Raw genomic sequence first — 18,411 nt, 5'->3', positions numbered from 1 at the left:
TAAGGAAAATGGGATGCAGGTATTCGAGCAGAACTGGCCATGACACGCCCCAGAAAACTGCGCAATACTTTTGCGCGGTTCAAAAGAAAATAAGGACGGCGAGCCTGACCCCCGGCACTTGCAGAAAACGGCTGTGGCTGCTTCCTTCCGGACCTGACCAGGTTCACCACTCCACAATGCGGGGAGACCCGCCGCAACGCGAATTCTAACAGTTTCTGGTGTTATCGCCGTCTTGTTTTGGCGAGAATGCAAACTAGCAGAAAATTTTTTGCCTATGGCATGCCATGTCTTTGCAAGACTTTTGTAATCGGCTTGGATTAAGATAATAATTAGACCATTACGCTGTTTCTCAGTCTTTCAATACAGGGAGATCACTATGCCGACCTTGAACATCAACGGGCAAAATCACAAGCTCGATGTGGAACCCGATATCCCTTTGCTGTGGGCTTTGCGCGATACGCTCCAACTCACTGGCACCAAATATGGATGTGGCATTGCGGCCTGCGGCGCGTGCACCGTGTTGCTCAATGGCGCGCCAACTCGTTCCTGCGTTACACCGGTTTCCGCGGCCGTTGGCCAGCGCGTCACGACCATTGAGGGTTTGCCCACGGCAAAAACCGGTAACAAGGCAGCCCGTGCCGTGCAAGCCGCTTGGGAAAAACTGGATGTCGTGCAATGCGGTTACTGCCAGTCCGGACAAATCATGTCGGCTGTTGCATTGCTCACCAGTAATCCCAAACCGACCGATGCTGATATCGACACGGCAATGGCAGGCAATATCTGCCGCTGCGCCACCTACCACCGTATCCGCGCGGCGATTCACGACGCCTCACGGACTCTGGCTTAAAGGAGTTGAGTCATGAGCGTAGACAGCGCAAGTCGTCGTGAGTTTTTCAAAGCCGGCGCGGGACTCACCCTCGCCTTTTATTTGCCGGTCGGCCTCGCTGCATCAAGCCGTGGCAAGGCAGCTGCATCACCGGCAACCTCGTCTATACCCCTAGCGCCTAACGCCTTTGTGCGTATCGGCACGGATGACAGCGTCACTGTCATTGCCAAGCATCTGGAAATGGGACAAGGCACCTACACCGGTCTACCCACGCTCGTGGCTGAAGAGCTCGATGCGGCCTGGTCCCAGATGCGTGTTGAAGCAGCGCCCGCCGACGCCAAGCGATACAACAATTTGCTCTTCGGCCCCATGCAAGCCACCGGGGGCAGCACGTCAATTGCCAATTCCTTTATGCAAATGCGGCAAGCGGGAGCAGCAGTACGTGCCATGCTGGTCAGTGCCGCCGCACAGCGCTGGCAGGTAGCGCCAGAATCCATCTCAATTCATCAGGGCGTGGTATCTCATCTCGCTTCTGGTCGCAAAGCGCGCTTTGGCGAACTGGTTGAAGCGGCCGCGCAATTATCCGTGCCGCAGGAAGTCAAGCTGAAAGAGCCAAAGGATTTTGTGTATATCGGCAAACACGTTGCGCGCATGGACAGCAAAGCCAAAATCAATGGCAGCGCAATTTACACGCAGGATATTCATCTGCCTGGCATGCTCACCGCCGTGGTGGCTCATCCGCCGCGCTTTGGTGCCAAGGTAAAGAGTTTTGACGCAGCGCGTGCCAAGGCCGTCAAGGGTGTCGTTGATGTCGTCGAAATTCCAACCGGAGTTGCCGTGTTGGGCAAAGACTTCTGGTCGGCGAAAAAAGGCCGCGATGCGCTTGTCGTCGTCTGGGATGAATCCGCAGCATTCCGCTTAAGCTCGGCAGAGATTACCAGCCAGTACCGCGCACTGCTTGACGTACCGGGAGCCACCGCGCGAAAAGTCGGCGCTGCTGATACGGCGCTGGCAGCAGCCCACACGCAGCTATCGGCTGACTTTAGTCTGCCTTATCTCGCACACGCCACGATGGAGCCGATGAATTGTGCCATCCGACTCGATACCGAGGGTTGCGAAGTATGGAACGGCGAGCAATCCCAAAGTACCGACCAGTCCAAGATTGCCGCCGCCCTGGGCTTGAAGCCGGAACAGGTCAAGATCAATATGCTGTATGCAGGCGGCAGTTTTGGCCGTCGCTCCAGCACCCAGTCCGACTATCCACTTGAAGCGGCACAGATCGCCAAAGCCATTTTCAAACCCGGCAAACCCGTCTTGGTTAAGCTGGTATGGACCCGCGAAGATGACATGCGCGCCGGCTCCTACCGGCCACAGTTCATGCACCGGATCACGGCCGGACTGGATGCCGAAGGTAATCTCGTTGCCTGGAAGCAACGCATCGTCGGTCAATCGATTCTTGTCGGGACAGCGCTCGAAGGCTTTGTGAAAGATGGTATCGACATGAGCTCGGTAGAAGGCGCGGTCAATCTGCCTTATGCGACAACCAATCTTAACGTTGATCTCCACTCGCCAAAACTCGGCGTGCCGGTGCTGTGGTGGCGCTCTGTCGGCTCGACGCATTCCGCGTTTGCGATCGAGTCCTTTATGGATGAGTTGGCGCACGCGGCCCAAAAAGACCCGATAGCATTCCGCCGCAAATTGCTCACCGAGCATCCGCGCCACCTTGGCGTCATCGATCTGGCGATGCGCGCCAGCGGCTGGGATAAACCACTGGCACCCGGCAAGCCTGGTGAAAAGCGCGGCCGGGGCTTTGCCCTGCATGAATCGTTTAACAGTTTTGTTGCCAATGTAGCCGAAGTCACTGTCAAACCGGACGGCAGCTTCAAGGTGGATCGCGTCGTCTGTGCTGTCGATTGCGGTATCGCCGTCAATCCGGATGTGGTGCGCGCGCAAATGGAAGGCGGCATCGGCTTCGGCCTCAGCGCCGCGCTACATGGCGAAATCACGTTGAATGAAGGGCAGGTCGAACAATCAAACTTCACCGATTATCCGGTGTTACGCATCAACGAAATGCCCCACATTGAAGTGCACATTATGCCTTCGGCAGAGCCACCCTCAGGTGTCGGCGAGCCAGGTACGCCAGTTGTCGCGCCTGCCGTGGCAAACGCCCTGTTCGCTGCGACCGGCGAGCGTCTGCGGCAATTGCCGTTCAAGCTGGACGCAGCAAAATCGGCGTAGCGATTGCTCAATGGACAGCGCCGATTTGCAGGTTTTGCGTACCGCCATTGCCTGGCTCGAGACTGGTCATCGCGTGATACTGGTCACCGTCGCCGAAACCTGGGGTTCGGCACCACGTCCGCCCGGTGCCTGGGCGCTGGTACGCGATGACGGCGTGCTCACCGGTTCGGTCTCCGGCGGCTGCATTGAGGATGATCTGGTGCAGCGCATGCGTGACGGCAACTTGACGAACAATCGCCCAGTGGATGTCGTCAGCTACGGCGTAACGCGCGAGGAAGCCGCACGCTTCGGCCTGCCTTGCGGCGGTATGCTGCGTCTGGTGATTGAAACCGCACCGGACATTAAGCAGATGCAACACCTACTGCAGCGCACTCAAACAGGCCACATAACCGCACGCACGCTTGATCTAGCCAGCGGTCAGGTCACTCTGACCGACGCAACAGCCAGGAACGCGCTAGCCTGGGATGGCCAGCGTCTGACTACCATTCACGGCCCGCAACTGCGGCTGCTGATCATAGGCGCCGGGCAAATCTCCAACTATCTCGCTTCCATGGCGCAAGCACTCGATTATGCGGTCACCGTGTGCGACCCACGCGAGGAATATCGCGCCGCATGGCAAGTGACGGGCGCGCACCTGATCGCCGACATGCCCGACGATGCCGTGCTCGCGCTCAACGCCGATGCACGCACCGCGATTGTTGCCCTCACGCATGACCCCAAACTCGACGACATGGCACTGCTTGAAGCGCTCAAGTCGCCAGCGTTTTACGTCGGCGCACTCGGTTCGCGCGCCAACACGGCCAAGCGCAAGGAACGTCTGCGCCAGTACTTTGATCTCAGTCAGGAAGAACTGGATCGGCTGCACGGACCGGTAGGTCTGCGCATCGGCAGCCGCACGCCAGCCGAAATTGCTGTGTCGATTCTGGCTGAGATGACCGCCGTCAGGCACGGTGTGCCATCCCAAAACACCGGCCACAAGCCACTCACGGTCATCGGAGAAACCTGCTCAACACCATGAGCGGCACGGCCGATTACTGCGGCATTCTGCTCGCCGCTGGCCGCTCGCAACGATTTGGTGCCGACAAGCTGATGCATCCGCTCGCCTCTGGTCTCTCCATGGCACCCATGGCTTGTATCAGCGCCGCCACTCTCCAGCGCGTGTTGCCCAAAACCATCGCCGTGGTGCGGCCAGACCAGCACAGCCTGATCAAACAACTTGCGGCGCAGGGCATACAAACCGTCACACTTGCCCAGACGAATGGCGGCATGGGTCTGAGCATCGCCGCCGGTATTGCCGCTGCCAACGATGCCCAAGGCTGGCTCATCGCGCTAGCGGATATGCCCTTCATCCAGCCTGCGACAATTACCCGAGTGCTGGCTGCACTAAAAAATGGCAGCCCCATTGCCGCCCCGGTTTATCAGGGTATGCGCGGCCATCCAGTCGGGTTTTCTGCATCTTTTGGCACGGCATTACGCGCGCTACATGGCAACGCCGCCGGTGCCCACGACATACTGCACCGGCATGCGGCCGCTATTGAGTTGATCGCCTGCAATGACCAAGGGGTTCTTACGGATATTGATACACCTAGAGATCTACTGACGAATCCCTTTCTCCGTGCATGAATTCGGCGAGACTTCAGAGGGAAAACATAATGCTCGACATAGATAAGCGTTGCACGGCACAAATCATTACGGTTTCTGGTTTTTTAAATTCAAAAGATGCCAAGAGGCGGCGCATTTAGCCGCCATTTCGCAGCGTTTGATTTATTTAACTTACACTTACATAAAAACAAATTCAAACAACGCTATTTTTTTTGTCATACCCTAAAAGAGGAGGAACCAGATGCAAACCAACACCAACGCTATTTTTCATATAGCGCGGATTTTTTTCGCGCTTTTTTCGCTTTTGGTCACTCATGCGGCAGTGGCAGGAGGCGGCTATTTTTCTTTGGGCTATGGGCCCATAGCGCGACAAATGGCAGGCGCAGTCACTGCCGTCGCTGAAGATGCATTTGCTGGCTCTTCCAACCCGGCAAAACTCAGCGCAGTCAGTGACCGTTTCGAAGCAGGTGCTGAACTATTCAATCCGCATCGCAAAGTCGAACGCACTGGTTCCGGCACCCCCTTTGATTTTTCATCGGACAGCAAAAATTCTTTGTTTCTCATCCCCGAGTTTGCCTATGCTCACCGGATGAATGATCAGTTATCGCTCGGTGTGACTGTTTACGCCAATGGCGGGCTCAACAGCGAATATAACGATTCAACGGGTGTTCCCAATACCAACAATAATCCAGCGCAATGCGGTGCTACGCCAGGTAATTTTTTTGGTGGCTGCTATGAAGCCGGCTTTGATCTGGCGCAACTTATTGTCGCCCCAACAGCCGCGTGGAAGATCGCACCCGGATATAGTATTGGCATCTCGCCGCTTCTCACCTTGGAACGTTTCAAATCTTTTGGACTGCAGGCTTTCGCTCCCACCTCGCTCTACCCGGACAAAGTCACCAATCGGGGCTTTGACTATGCCTTTGGCGGCGGCGTACGCATTGGCTGGTATGGCGAGATCAACTCGTGGCTAAACCTGGGAGCCGCCTATTCAAGCAAAATTTACATGCAGGATTTTGATAAATACAAAGGTTTATTTGCGGAAGGCAGTTTCGACATTCCGTCGAATTACAGCCTCGGAGTTGCGATCAAGCCTGTGGCAGGCGTGCTAGTTGCCTTTGATGTGCAGCGCATCAATTTTGGCGATGTCAAAGCCCTTGGCAACAGCCTCTTGAATACGCTGAACAACCCGGTAGCTAATCCATTAGGCAGCACTTCGGGTAGCGGCTTTGGCTGGCGACGCAACCAAACGAACTACAAACTGGGTATAGCCTATGCGGCATCTCCTAAACTTACTTTACGCGGAGGCTTTGCCTACGGCCAACGTCCCAACGACAATGACCTTAACGCAGTAAGCTTGAGCCTCCTGACACCTAACCCTCTGCGTCAAGCAAGTCTGGGTTTTAGCTGGAAAACAGATCAAGGTGACGAATTTCATATGGCGGCCTCACGATTTATCAAAGGCACGTATCAAGGGCCTTCGGCGTTATTCCCTGGTGCTACGGAGTCAGTAACACCGTACGTCAACACCTTGAGTGCTGCCTGGAGTTGGCATTTGTAATAAGAAATGTCTCGGCACGGGAATAAGATATAGAATAAAACCTTCAATTGGCTCTGCAGAATGTGCAGGTTTGTCCCGTTGAAAACCTCGCTTTAACTCATATTACACAGGAGAGAACGCATCATGAAACTGTATTACGCCCCTGGCGCCTGCTCACTAGCACCGCACATTGTGCTCGAAGAAGGTGGCTTTACCTACGAATCAGAAACCGTTGATCTTCGTGGTGGAAAACAGACCGGCACTGGCAAAGACTTTAATCAGATCAATGCCAAAGGTTATGTTCCCGCACTGTTGCTGGATGATGGCCAACTACTCACCGAAGGCCCGGCAATCAACCAATACCTCGCTGACCGTGTGCCGGAGAAAAAACTGGCGCCCGCCAACGGTACGATGGAACGCTATCGCCTGCAGGAATGGCTGACTTTTCTAGGCACGGAATTACACAAAAGCTTCTCGCCACTCTTTAATCCCACAGCATCCGACGACTGGAAAAACGCCTCAAGCGAGGCGTTGAATCGCCGTCTGGAATACATCGCCAAACAACTCACCGGCAAGCAGTTTCTCGTCGGGGATCACTTCACCATTGCCGATGCTTATTTGTTCACGATCCTCGGCTGGGGCCAGTATGTCAATCTGGATATTGGCAAATGGCCTGTACTCAAGGAATACCACGGCCGCATCTTCATGCGTCCCGCTGTGCAGGCAGCGCTCAAGGCAGAAGGTCTGATTCCTTCCGCTTGATGCATAACTAAAAGCAGCATAGTCACAAGGTAGTAGAAAAATCAGCAGGTAGCTCTGGAAGATTCCTTTTCAGGGCTACCTGCCGCATTATTCACAACTGGAAATACAGAGGAGAAGATGCCTTGAGCGATAAAAAAACCACCGTCCATGTCACCCGTGAAATTGCCGCACCAGCCACTGCCGTGTGGTCAACCGTGCGTGATTTTGCTGGCATTACGCGCTTTTTACCCATGTTCGAATTGGTTGGCCAGGCCGATAACACCATCGGCTCAATTCGCACCCTTAAACAAGGTGATGCCGTTTTTCGCGAGCGCCTCGAATCACTCGATGACACGGCGCGTATCCAGCGCTACGCTATCGTCGAAGCGCCGGTCCCACTCAAGGATTACGTTGGCGAGCTGGCAGTGCGTGACCTTGGCAACAATCGTTGCACCATGAGTTGGTCATCGACTTTTATTGTCGTTGGCGCCCCCGAAGCCGAAGTAGTGAGCATGATTGAAGGGCTCTACAACACGGGTATTGACCACCTCGTGAAGCTGCACGCCTAAACCGCTCACGTTGATCTGTCGTCTGGCGCTGTAAAGCTTGACAACAGGCAACTGTTTTTAGCCCTATGGAGAAATAGATGACGCAAAAAGAAGCCACCGTTACCCGCCCAATGACAGGTGATGAATATCTGGAAAGCCTGCGCGATGGGCGCGAAGTATATATTTTTGGCGAACGAGTCAAAGATGTAACAGCCCATCCGGCATTTCGTAATTCAGCACGCATGACTGCGCGCCTGTATGACGCGATGCATGATCCGGCCCAAAATAGTCAATTGGCAGTACCGACGGACACTGGCAGCGGTGGCTTTACCCAACCTTTTTTCAAAGCCCCCCGCAATACAGAAGACCTTGTTAAATCTCGCGACGCTATTGCCGCATGGCAGCGCATCGGCTATGGATGGCAAGGTCGGGCGCCTGATTATAAAGCCAGCTTTATTGCTTCAATGGGTGCCATTCCCGAGTTTTTTGGTGAATACGAAGGCAACGCCCGGGCCTGGTACAAAAAAACCCAAGAAAACCTGTTTTACTGGAATCATGCCATTGTCAACCCGCCGATTGACCGCAATAAAGGCTCATCTGAAATAGAAGACATCTGCGTTCATGTGGAGCGGGAAACCGATGCTGGCATTATCGTTTCAGGCGCGAAAGTCGTTGCCACCAACTCAGCGCTAACGCACCAGAATTTTGTTGGCTTATATGGTGTTCCAGTCAAAGATCCTCGCTTTGCTTTGATTTTCACCCTGCCAATGAATTCGCCTGGCCTGAAGATTATCTGCCGCACCTCATACGAATATGCCGCAGCGGTCATGGGCTCACCTTTCGACTACCCACTATCCAGCCGTATGGACGAAAACGATTCAGTCCTCGTACTTGATAAGGTGCTCGTGCCCTGGGAAAACGTTTTTGCCTATCGCGATATCAATGTCGTCAATAACTTTATTTTTGGTTCAGGCTTTATGTCCCGTGCCTTGTTTCATGGATGCACGCGGCTGGCAGTAAAGCTTGATTTCATTACCGGCTTGTTTATCAAAGCCACAGAAACAACGGGGGCCAACGAGTTTCGTGGGGTGCAGGGGCGTATCGGTGAAGTGCTGGCCTGGCGCAACTTGTTCTGGAGTCTCTCTGACGCAATGGCACGCAATCCAACATCCTGGGGCAAGGATTCTGTGCAGGTCAATGCCGAAGCGGCGAGCGCTTATCGTGTTTTTGCGCCCATGGCTTACCCCATGATCAAGGATCTGATCGAAAAAGACCTCGGCGCCGCGCTTGTCTATTTACCGTCGCATGCCGCTGATTTTCTTAACCCCGATACCAGGCCTTACCTTGATCGCTTTGTTCGTGGATCAAATGGCATAAATGCAGAAAACAGAGTAAAGATTCTAAAGTTGCTCTGGGATGCCATTGGTACCGAGTTTGGCAGCCGACATGAACTTTATGAACGCAACTACGCAGGCAATCACGAAGATAACCGGATACAAACACTCGGTTACGCTACCGCAACGGGCCAAATAGATAAGCTCAAGGGATTCGTCGACACCTGTCTGAATGAATATGATCTCAATGGCTGGAAAGCTTCCGATCTTATCAACCCAACCGACGTCAGCCTGTTTGGCAAGAAGTAAGACTTCATCTCTCTGATTTTCGCACGATGGCGCGACGATGATTCTTGTCGCGCCATCGTGCGTTTACAACCCTATTAATTGATTGAGTCAAGCAGGATTTAGCCAAGCGGGCCGCATATGGTCGTCATAGATTCATCACGCAAAAAGTCGGCGCTGGTGATACGGTGGAAAAGCGCTGCAGCATTGGCATCAGCGGAGAAAACCAACCGCCGTGATTACGCAACTCCGTTCTTTTATGTTCTGCGCCGCAAGAGCGACTCCATCCCCAGTTTTTTGGCTTGATACGCCACTCGCGGACGGGTGACGCCCAAGGCTCTGGCTACAGCAGACAAGTTGCCGCGATGATGTTCTATTGCTGCTTGTAGTGAAGAAGCGGTGATAGATCCGGGCGCACCCTCATGATTTACAGCGCTCATGTCGGGTACGTGTTGATCATGAGCCACGCCCGGCGTTGAACTGGTAAAGCCGGGTTGCATCGACCCTCTCGTCGTTGGTAGCCCGGCACTTTGGTTCGTTGTCGGTCGTGGCAAGCCCACCCCGGCAGCAACTGCGGCAGGAAGGTGTCCAATATCCATGGCACCGCCTTCGGCGGAGAGAATAATGGCGCGTTCCACAACATTCTCAACCTCGCGTACATTCCCTGGCCAATCATATGAAAGCAGCGCATCGAGCGCCCGCTCAGTAAATCCCGTGCGATGTCGCTTATGGATTTCGCAATAACGCCGCAAAAAGTAATCCGCCAGAATGGGAATATCTTCCCGACGCTCGCGCAGAGGAGGTATCGCAATCGGAAAAATATTCAAGCGGAACAGTAAATCCTGCCGAAAGTTGCCTTTAGCAACCGCTAACTCAAGATCAATGTTGGTTGCGGCGATGATGCGAACATCCAGATGGCACGACTTTGTGCCGCCAACACGCTCCACCTCGCCTTCTTGCACCACCCGCAAAAGCTTGCCTTGTGCAGCAAGACTTAAACAGCCAATCTCGTCGAGAAACAAAGAGCCGGTATCAGCCAACTCGAAGCGGCCCGGTCGAGAAATGGTCGCGCCGGTAAAGGCACCCTTCTCTACCCCGAATAAATCAGTCTCGACCAGAGACTCAGGAATCGCCGCACAATTGATGGCAACAAAGGGTCTTTCTGCGCGGGGGCTCACTGCATGGAGGGTTTGCGCAAAAATTTCTTTACCTACACCTGTCTCACCGAGCAATAAAACCGGCGCGGTAGTATCCGCCACCCGGTCGATCATATGGCACACACTATTGAAAGCGGCAGAGATACCAATGAGTTGGCGCCCCTTAAAGCGCGATTTGTGTAAATTTTCTACTGCGGGAGCTTGCTCGAAATGGCTGGGAGTAGCCGCATTTTGAGCACCCAGACTAATGATTTTTCGATTGGCAAAGGGTTGCGCATCGAAATAACGTAAATCCTCTTGCACGCCAGGCCAGTCATCAACCGGCTTGCCAATAATGCGGCAGGCTTCGTGACCCATCGCACCACATTCAACTTCTCTGTAAATCACGCGCCGGCCAAAAAATGCGCTGCTGTAGCCTGAAGCATACCCAATCTGCATCCAGCAAACCGGGTCCGCCGCTACCCCATAATCCGCCGTATGCGCCTCATCCTCGATCGAGCCCCACCATAAAAACTCCGTGTAAAACCGGCCACGAGCCACATCGACATCAACAATAACGGGCTCCACCCTGACGACGCCCTCTAAGGCATGGAGCTGTGGCCCAATTGAAAATGCATCATAAACGCTGCTGTCTTTGCGCACGCTATTCACCAGCTCTGCGTCTTTACTCCCGGCCAGATAACCCATGCGGGTTAACAATCCACGCGCCCGATCAATGCCCAGGCTTTCGATTAGCTCGCGCCGCAAAGCACCAAATGCTGACAAATGCAGCATAAACATGCGTTTGCCATCCAGCCATATCTGGCCAGACTCAGGTGCAAGATGAAGCCGCGCCACCAAATCATCAAAACCAGGTAACTGGCTATTTTCAAGACTTCTAGAATTCTTCGGCTGAGAATGGGGCTTCATAAGTTAACCATTAACAAAATTATTATTGATAATTTATATTAATAATTAACTATTGCCAATGCTTTTTTTGCCAATAAAATATTGCGACGCAATATCTTTTCGTTAAGGCCTAAAAATAGAGTCAAATAAATATTGCGCATTGCAGCAATGCCAGGTGGCACATAAGCTGCTTACTCCACTGGTAAAGCAAATTACAAATACACAAATGGAGGAGTTATGGGCAGCTCGGAAAATCCGGATATCGCCAGGCGCTATGTGCGCGTTATTCAACGGCGAGCTGATGGGTTTATCGAATTTCATTTTGCCATTGGACACACGGAATACTTTGCTGAGCTCATGTTAAGAGAAAAAGATTTTCAAGTTTTCTGTGCTGAAAACAACGTGGAGTTCCTGCCCGAAGGCGAACAAAAAAGCAAAAACGCATTTGATTGGACACTACGAAATGTCGCTAAAGGCATCAAGGTTCCTGATGCCTTTGATCAATAAGAACGCTGTAAGTACTCATCGTAATTAAGGTAGTTTTGATCTTTTAAGGAGGACAGGATGTCAGTAGAAATCAAGGCAGTAGAAATTAAACCGTTGCGCAACACGTTTACCAATGTAGCCGAACTCATCGGTGGTGATAAACCTGCATCCCGTTATCAGGAAGCCACCTTGGGTGTTCAGGCAACAACCAACATGCATTACCGGCCGACCTGGGAGCCTGAGTTTGAATTATTCGACCCGCGACGCAGCGCTATTCAAATGCGTGAATGGTATGACTTGAAAGACCCGCGCCAGCTTTACTACGCCTCCTGGACGATTCAGCGAGCCAAGGAACAAGAAACGCAAGAAGCCAACTTTGATTTTGTCGAATCGCGTTGCTTGCATTTGAGCTTGCCTGACGACGTAAAAAAACTCGCGCTAGAAGTTCTGTTGCCTTTGCGTCATGCTGCCTGGGGCGCCAACATGAACAACAACGAGTTCTGCTCACGCGCTTTTTCTGAAGTACTTATTTCTCCGGCCATCATGCATGCAATGGATAACCTGGGAATTGCGCAATACCTGACTCGGCTTGGCCTGGTGCTGGATGAGCCCGAAGTGCTTGATGTGGCCAAGACACAATGGATGACAGGCGAGGCATGGCAACCGATGCGCCACATGATCGAAGATTCATTTGTTATCCGCGACTTCATGGAAATATTTTTAGTGCAAAACTTTGTGTTTGATGGATTGCTCTATCCACTCATCTATGACCGTTTCGTGGATGATACGCTCACTTCACGTGGCGGTAGTGCCGTGGCCATGCTGACCGCTTTCATGCCCATGTGGTTTAGCCAAAGCAGCAAATGGGTTGATGGCGTGCTCAAAGTTGCCGTTGCTGAATCGGAACAAAACAAAGCGCTGATAAGCCAATGGACAACCACCTGGCGTGATCGTGCGGTGATTGCGCTCACGCCGATCGCGGCCATGGCGTTTGGAAATAACAAAGAGACCATGCTGAACGAAGTAGCTGAACAATTCAACGCTCGTGCCAAGAAGCTTGGCATCGTGGCTTAAACGGAGGCACTCGAATGTCAAAGGTTTTTATTATTGTTCAAGCTAACGAGGAAGCGCGACCTATCGTGGAAGCGCTCTTGCAAGACAACCCCCATGCCGTAGCCCAGGAATCGCCTGCCATGGTGCGCGTCGAAGCGGAAGGGAAACTAACCCTTAACCGTGCCACGGTAGAAGATTTAACCGGGCAACCCTTCAATATCCAGCAATTACACGTCAATCTGATTTCGATTAGTGGTCACATCGATGAAGATGATGACTACTTAACCGTTGAATGGGCAAACTAATTTAGGAGAAACATGATGGATATGAAAGTCGCCAAGAAAAAACTGGGTATTAAAGAGCGCTACGCGCACATGACGCGCGGGTTGGGTTGGGAACCCACGTATCAACCGGCAGATGCCGTGTTCCCTTATGACAAATACGAAGGAATCAAGATTCACGATTGGGACAAGTGGGTGGATCCCTTTCGGTTAACGATGGATGCCTACTGGAAATACCAAGGAGAAAAAGATCGCAAGCTCTATGCGGTAATCGAAGCATTTGCGCAAAATAATGGCCACCTCAACATTACCGATGCGCGTTATCTCAGTGCCATCAAGCTTTTCTGGCAAGGCGTGAGCCCGCTTGAAAATTATGTAGTACAAGGCTTCGCGCGTGCCGGGCGGCATTTCCGTGGCGAAGCCTCTCGCGTCGCGTGCCAGATGCAAGCCGTCGATGAATTGCGCCATTACCAAACCCAGGCGCACTCAATTTCCAACTACAACAAGTACTACAACGGGTTCCACAGCCAACGGCATATGTGGGATCGTGTGTGGTATCTGTCGGTTCCCAAATCGTTTGGTGAAGATGCGCTAACCTCCGGCCCCTTTGAATTTCTGATCGCGATCAGCTTTTCATTTGAATATGTACTGACGAATCTCTTATTTGTGCCTTTCATGTCGGGTGCCGCCTATAACGGCGACATGAGTACGGTGACATTTGGTTTCTCGGCCCAATCCGATGAGTCACGTCATATGACGCTTGGAATCGAGGCGATCAAATTCCTCCTAGAGCAGGACCCTGCTAATGTGCCAATCGTGCAGCGCTGGGTAGATAAATGGTTCTGGCGCGGTGCCCGGTTGCTTTCGCTGGTGGGCATGATGATGGATTACATGCTGCCCAAACGCGTGATGAGCTGGAAGGAAGCGTGGGAAATTTATGCCGAGGAAAATGGTGGTGCTTTGTTTCGCGATCTCGCTCGGTATGGAATCCGCCCCCCCAAAGGTTGGGCTGATGCGTGTGAAGCGAAAGAGCATATTTCTCATCAAGTGTGGCTATTGTTCTATGAGTACGGTGGTGCCGCGGCTTTCCATACGTGGTCACCGACCGATGATGAACTCGATTGGTTGTCGACAAAATATCCCAACACCTTCGATAAATATTACCGTCCGCGCATCGAGTTTTTGCGGGAAAAACATGCACGCGGTGAACGCGTCTACCAAACAACGCTGCCGACACTTTGCACAACGTGCCAGATTCCATTGGCTTTCACCGAGCCGGGTGATCCCACCAAGATTTCTCATCGCGAGACGGTTTACAAAGATGAAAAATATGTCTTCTGCTCTGATCACTGTCAGGAAATCTTCGCGCATGAACCCGAAAAATTCGTACAGAGCTGGTTGCCAGTGAATCAGATTTATCAGGGTAACTGCTTTAACCCCGGGGTTGACCCGACGGCTCCGGATTTTGATCCGCTCAAGGCTGTACTGGAATACTTCCGCTTCAACCTGGGCCGAGATAACGGGGAGTTTGATGGCTCTGAAGACCAGCGTAATTTTGCTGCCTGGCGTGGTCAGGCTTCGAAAAACTGAAAATTATTGTTAATTCACGGGCAGCTGCGAAGTGCCGCTGCCCAATATAAAACTGGAGGTTAAACATGTCTGTAATTGCATTGGGGGCGTATGAATTTACCCCGCGAGACCAGGTAAAAAATTTTCACGGGAATATTTTGGTCAATTTTTGTTGGGATCGGCATGTACTTATCACCGCCCCGTTTGCGGTTGCATTGCCTCCCGCGATGACGCTTCGCGAAGCGATTACAACCCGAGTCGTGCCTTCCATCGCTTTCCACCCGGATGCGGCAAAAATCGACTGGAATGCAGTGCAATGGGAAAAAGATCACAAGCCGTGGCAACCTGATCTGGATAAATCGCTGGCTGAAAACAATGTAGGCCACAAGGATTACATCGTATTTATTACGCCAGGGCTTAATGGATTGAATGGCGTCGGGTTGTAAAAGAGACTGACGGGTTACTTAACAAATGGCTCACGAACTGACTATTGAACCACTGGGCGCCACACTCGAAGTCGAAGACGGGCAAACCATTCTCGACGCCGCCTTGCGCGCTGGTATTCATATCCCTAATGCCTGCGGGCACGGCCTGTGCGCCACCTGCAAGGTGCAGGTACTAGACGGCGAGGTCGACGACCATGGTCAAGCCTCACCCTTTGCGCTGATGGATTTTGAGCGCGAAGAAAGGATGACGTTAGCGTGTTGTGCAACCTTGAACAGCGATGTCACCATCGAAGCTGAAATCGAAGAAGATGCCGATGCCGAGCAGATTCCCGTTCGCGACTTCCCAGGCACCGTCAGCCGGGTGGTTGATCTGACGCCGACAATCAAGGGCGTTTTTATCGAACTGGATGAAGCAATTCACTTTCAGGCTGGGCAATATATTCAGTTCGTTATTCCCGGTAAAAAAATTGAGCGTGCTTTCTCGCTCGCCAATCCTCTTTCAACCGGGCGGGAGGTGGAGCTTAACGTTCGCATTGTGGCAGGCGGCGAAGGTACGGCCTTCATCCACCAGAGCCTCAAGGAAGGTGATCGCGTCACTATCAAGGGACCCTACGGTCGCTTTTTCGTGCGCAAGTCGGCCCGCAAGCCGCTCATTTTTATGGCCGGCGGTTCAGGGCTATCGAGCCCGCGATCGATGATCCTTGATCTGCTGGAACACGGGTGGGACCTTCCGATCACCTTGGTCTATGGCCAGCGCACCAGGGCTGAGTTGTACTATCACGATGAGTTCGATGCGCTAACAAAGAAATACTCTAATTTCCGTTATGTTCCGGCGTTGTCTGATGAGCCGGCCGAGTCCGATTGGATGGGGTTCCGGGGATTTGTTCATGAAGCTGCGGCAGCGGCCTATCCTGATGGCTTTGCGGGCAATCAGGCGTACTTGTGCGGGCCTCCAGTAATGATCGATGCCTGTATCACAACCCTGATGCAAGGCCGTCTATTCGAGGACGACATTTATTTCGAAAAGTTTATATCGGCTGCCGATGCGCAGCAGGTACGCTCACCGTTGTTCAGAAAGATATAACTAAAGTTAGTAGTTGTTTCCAACGCCGATACCCACAGCATCGGCAACACACCTGAGGAGAGTAAAAATGGCAACACTAGGAAGACTCGACTGGTATGACATTGCACGTACCACAAACTGGACACCAACCTATGTTCAGGAAGATGAGCTGTTTCCTCCCGAAATGTCCGGCAGCATGGGTATTCCCATGCCGGCATGGGAGTCTTACGATGAGCCTTACAAACAGACCTATCCCGAGTATGTAAAGATTCAGCGGGAGAAAGACGCAGGAGCTTATTCAGTTAAAGCGGCGCTTGAACGTAGCAAGATGTTCGAAAATGCTGATCCAGGCTGGCTCAGTGTTTTAAAGGCGCACTTCGGTGCGATTGCCCGTGCCGAATATTCAGCATCCACGGCAGAAGCACGTATGGCGCGCTTCGGCAAGGCGCCTGGCATGCGCAACATGGCGACGCTGGGGATGATGGATGAGATCCGGCATGGCCAGATTCAACTGTATTTCCCACACGAGCACTGTGCAAAGGATCGTCAGTTTGACTGGGCGCATAAGGCTTATGACACCAATGAGTGGGCCATTCTTGCCTCACGCCATATGTTTGACGATATGATGACCACCCGGGGTGCTGTTGGCGTTGCACTGATGCTGACCTTCGCCTTTGAGACCGGTTTTACCAACATGCAGTTTCTGGGTCTGGCAGCCGATGCGGCAGAATCGGGCGACTGGACGTTCTCAAATCTGATTTCAAGCGTGCAGACTGATGAATCGCGTCATGCCCAGATTGGCGGTCCACTGGTTTCTATTCTGATCGAGAATGGAAAGAAAGCAGAAGCGCAAAAAATGATCGATATTGGCATCTGGCGCTCCTGGAAACTGTTCTCGGTACTGACTGGTCCGATGATGGATTACTACACCCCACTCGAACACCGCAAGCAGTCATTCAAAGAGTTCATGCAAGAGTGGATCGTTACCCAGTTCGAGCGCTCGCTTCTTGATCTCGGTCTTGACAAGCCTTGGTTCTGGGATCAATTCCTAGCAGAACTCGATTATCAACATCACGGCATGCACTTGGGTGTGTGGTACTGGCGGCCCACCGTATGGTGGAACCCCGCTGCCGGCGTCTCGCCCGAAGAGCGTGCTTGGCTCGAAGAGAAATACCCTGGCTGGAATGCAACCTGGGGAACCAACTGGGATGTCATCACCGACAACCTGCTCGTGGGCAAGCGCGAGCTTACCTATCCTGAAACACTCCCCGTGGTGTGCAATATGTGTCAGTTGCCGATCAATGCAACGCCGGGCCCCGAATGGAAGGTACGGGATTTCTCGCTCGAGTACAAAGAGCGCATGTACCACTTCTGCTCGGAAGGCTGCAAATGGTGTTTTGAACAAGAGCCGGAGCGCTACGAAGGGCATTTATCGCTGATCGACCGCTTCCTTGCAGGGATGGTTCAGCCGATGAACCTTGCTGGCGGCCTGCAATACATGGGACTGGCGCCGGGAGAAATCGGCGACGATGCCCATAACTACGCCTGGGTGGAAAAGGTTCGTGCTGCCCGTCAAAAGGCCGCAGCCTGAGGCTGACATTTGTATTGTCTGGCGCAGGTCTGGATGGACTCCAGCACCTACGCTAGACGAAGCTAAAATTTTCTAGAGGACATAAGAAATGGCATTGTTTCCTTTAACGTCCAATTTTCAGGGGGATTTTGTTCTGCAACTCCTGCCAGTGGATACCGAAAACACCATGGATGAAGTGGCGGCCGCAGCGGCCCACCATTCTGTAGGTCGTCGCGTAGCAGCCCGTCCTGGTCACATCATGCGTGTGCGCCGCCAGGGTTCTAAAGACCTGATGCCGCGAACCCTCAAAGTGAGTGAATCCGGTCTTAAGCCAATGGAATGCATCGAAGTAGTCTGGGAATAACGTACCCATTTGATCACAATCGGATTAACGAAGGAACGAGATGGCGTTTGAGAAAGTCTGCAAGCTGGATGACCTTTGGGAAGGCGAGATGGAATCTTTTCAGGTCAATGGTCAAGAGGTCCTGGTGGTCAGTTTGGACGGCGGAGCCATTCGTGCTTATCAGGGAGTATGTCCGCATCAGGATATTTTATTGGTGGAAGGTCAATTCGATGGTAAGGCGCTGATCTGTCGTGCGCACCAATGGATTTTCGATGCCCAAACAGGCGCAGGGATCAACCCGGATGACTGTCGTTTGGCGGAATACCCGGTGAAGATCGAAGATGAGGATGTGCTTGTCAATACCGAAGGGATAACGCCGCTGTTTGCGCATATATAACACCCCACCCGTGCCAGTCCGGAAATTTAACGAGTTATCCCCTA

The 18,411-nt window shown here is 52.6% G+C and carries 18 protein-coding genes and 1 other RNA gene; 17 read left to right on the top strand and 2 right to left on the bottom strand.

Translation table 11 applies throughout. From position 1 onward, the window contains the following. Positions 1 to 94 precede the first annotated feature (94 nt). Positions 95 to 193, bottom strand: an RNA gene (ffs, locus tag PG1C_RS07100) — signal recognition particle sRNA small type. A gap of 183 nt (positions 194 to 376) precedes the next feature. Here ffs and PG1C_RS07095 point away from each other — a divergent pair. The 8 genes from PG1C_RS07095 to PG1C_RS07060 all read left to right on the top strand — a co-directional run bounded on the left by PG1C_RS07095 (position 377) and on the right by PG1C_RS07060 (position 9,138). Then, a complete protein-coding gene (locus PG1C_RS07095) occupies positions 377 to 847 on the top strand; it encodes a (2Fe-2S)-binding protein (RefSeq protein ID WP_202636800.1) in 471 nt (156 codons plus the stop codon). 12 nt (positions 848 to 859) lie between these two features. Next, positions 860 to 3,064: a xanthine dehydrogenase family protein molybdopterin-binding subunit gene (locus tag PG1C_RS07090; RefSeq protein WP_202636798.1), complete on the top strand. Its 2,205-nt coding sequence runs from the start codon at positions 860 to 862 to the stop codon at positions 3,062 to 3,064. 10 nt (positions 3,065 to 3,074) lie between these two features. Further along, positions 3,075 to 4,082, top strand: coding sequence for an XdhC family protein (locus PG1C_RS07085; RefSeq protein WP_202636797.1), 1,008 nt, complete (start codon positions 3,075 to 3,077; stop codon positions 4,080 to 4,082). Next, positions 4,079 to 4,687, top strand: a complete 609-nt coding sequence (locus PG1C_RS07080; RefSeq protein WP_202636795.1) for a nucleotidyltransferase family protein — start codon at positions 4,079 to 4,081, stop codon at positions 4,685 to 4,687. Before PG1C_RS07085 ends, PG1C_RS07080 begins: the two co-directional genes overlap by 4 nt. 220 nt (positions 4,688 to 4,907) lie before the next feature. After that, positions 4,908 to 6,227: an OmpP1/FadL family transporter gene (locus tag PG1C_RS07075; protein WP_202636793.1), complete on the top strand. Its 1,320-nt coding sequence runs from the start codon at positions 4,908 to 4,910 to the stop codon at positions 6,225 to 6,227. Positions 6,228 to 6,350: 123 nt separating this feature from the next. Continuing rightward, complete coding sequence (gstA, locus tag PG1C_RS07070; RefSeq protein ID WP_202636791.1) at positions 6,351 to 6,968, top strand: glutathione transferase GstA; 618 nt, start codon at positions 6,351 to 6,353, stop codon at positions 6,966 to 6,968. A 122-nt stretch (positions 6,969 to 7,090) separates the two neighbouring features. Continuing rightward, positions 7,091 to 7,516, top strand: a complete 426-nt coding sequence (locus PG1C_RS07065; RefSeq protein WP_202636790.1) for an SRPBCC family protein — start codon at positions 7,091 to 7,093, stop codon at positions 7,514 to 7,516. A gap of 77 nt (positions 7,517 to 7,593) precedes the next feature. Further along, positions 7,594 to 9,138 carry a 4-hydroxyphenylacetate 3-hydroxylase N-terminal domain-containing protein gene (locus tag PG1C_RS07060; RefSeq protein WP_202636788.1) on the top strand — a complete coding sequence of 515 codons (1,545 nt, stop codon included), beginning with the start codon at positions 7,594 to 7,596 and terminating at the stop codon, positions 9,136 to 9,138. Positions 9,139 to 9,371: 233 nt separating this feature from the next. Here PG1C_RS07060 and PG1C_RS07055 read toward each other — a convergent pair whose 3' ends face one another. Further along, positions 9,372 to 11,180: a sigma-54-dependent Fis family transcriptional regulator gene (locus tag PG1C_RS07055; RefSeq protein ID WP_202636786.1), complete on the bottom strand. Its 1,809-nt coding sequence runs from the start codon at positions 11,178 to 11,180 to the stop codon at positions 9,372 to 9,374. A gap of 216 nt (positions 11,181 to 11,396) precedes the next feature. Between PG1C_RS07055 and PG1C_RS07050 the strand changes: the two genes are divergently transcribed. From PG1C_RS07050 to PG1C_RS07010, 9 genes are all read left to right on the top strand, one after another. After that, on the top strand, positions 11,397 to 11,666 hold the full coding sequence (locus PG1C_RS07050) for a phenol hydroxylase subunit (protein WP_202636784.1): 270 nt from the start codon (positions 11,397 to 11,399) through the stop codon (positions 11,664 to 11,666). A 57-nt stretch (positions 11,667 to 11,723) separates the two neighbouring features. Then, the gene (locus PG1C_RS07045; protein WP_202636783.1) at positions 11,724 to 12,719 is read left to right on the top strand and encodes a ferritin family protein; all 996 of its coding nucleotides are present in this window, start codon (positions 11,724 to 11,726) and stop codon (positions 12,717 to 12,719) included. 14 nt (positions 12,720 to 12,733) lie between these two features. Next, a complete protein-coding gene (locus PG1C_RS07040; RefSeq protein ID WP_202636781.1) occupies positions 12,734 to 13,003 on the top strand; it encodes an MmoB/DmpM family protein in 270 nt (89 codons plus the stop codon). Positions 13,004 to 13,015: 12 nt separating this feature from the next. Further along, the gene (locus PG1C_RS07035; protein ID WP_284431805.1) at positions 13,016 to 14,569 is read left to right on the top strand and encodes a YHS domain-containing protein; all 1,554 of its coding nucleotides are present in this window, start codon (positions 13,016 to 13,018) and stop codon (positions 14,567 to 14,569) included. Positions 14,570 to 14,634: 65 nt separating this feature from the next. Next, positions 14,635 to 14,994 (top strand): phenol hydroxylase subunit P4, encoded by a 360-nt coding sequence (locus PG1C_RS07030; RefSeq protein WP_202636778.1) that lies wholly within the window; start codon positions 14,635 to 14,637, stop codon positions 14,992 to 14,994. A gap of 25 nt (positions 14,995 to 15,019) precedes the next feature. Continuing rightward, positions 15,020 to 16,078 carry an NADH:ubiquinone reductase (Na(+)-transporting) subunit F gene (locus PG1C_RS07025; RefSeq protein WP_202636776.1) on the top strand — a complete coding sequence of 353 codons (1,059 nt, stop codon included), beginning with the start codon at positions 15,020 to 15,022 and terminating at the stop codon, positions 16,076 to 16,078. Positions 16,079 to 16,145: 67 nt separating this feature from the next. Beyond that, positions 16,146 to 17,648, top strand: a complete 1,503-nt coding sequence (locus PG1C_RS07020) for an aromatic/alkene/methane monooxygenase hydroxylase/oxygenase subunit alpha (RefSeq protein ID WP_202636774.1) — start codon at positions 16,146 to 16,148, stop codon at positions 17,646 to 17,648. Between the two features lie 88 nt (positions 17,649 to 17,736). Then, positions 17,737 to 17,991: a toluene-4-monooxygenase system B family protein gene (locus tag PG1C_RS07015; RefSeq protein WP_202636773.1), complete on the top strand. Its 255-nt coding sequence runs from the start codon at positions 17,737 to 17,739 to the stop codon at positions 17,989 to 17,991. A gap of 40 nt (positions 17,992 to 18,031) precedes the next feature. Further along, positions 18,032 to 18,367 carry a monooxygenase system ferredoxin subunit gene (locus PG1C_RS07010; protein WP_202636771.1) on the top strand — a complete coding sequence of 112 codons (336 nt, stop codon included), beginning with the start codon at positions 18,032 to 18,034 and terminating at the stop codon, positions 18,365 to 18,367. Positions 18,368 to 18,411 lie beyond the last annotated feature (44 nt).

It is taken from the genome of Rugosibacter aromaticivorans (assembly GCF_000934545.1).
Classification (GTDB): domain Bacteria; phylum Pseudomonadota; class Gammaproteobacteria; order Burkholderiales; family Rhodocyclaceae; genus Rugosibacter; species Rugosibacter aromaticivorans.
Note: the sequence above shows the minus strand (reverse complement) of the source record. Positions and strands in the feature narration are given on the sequence as shown.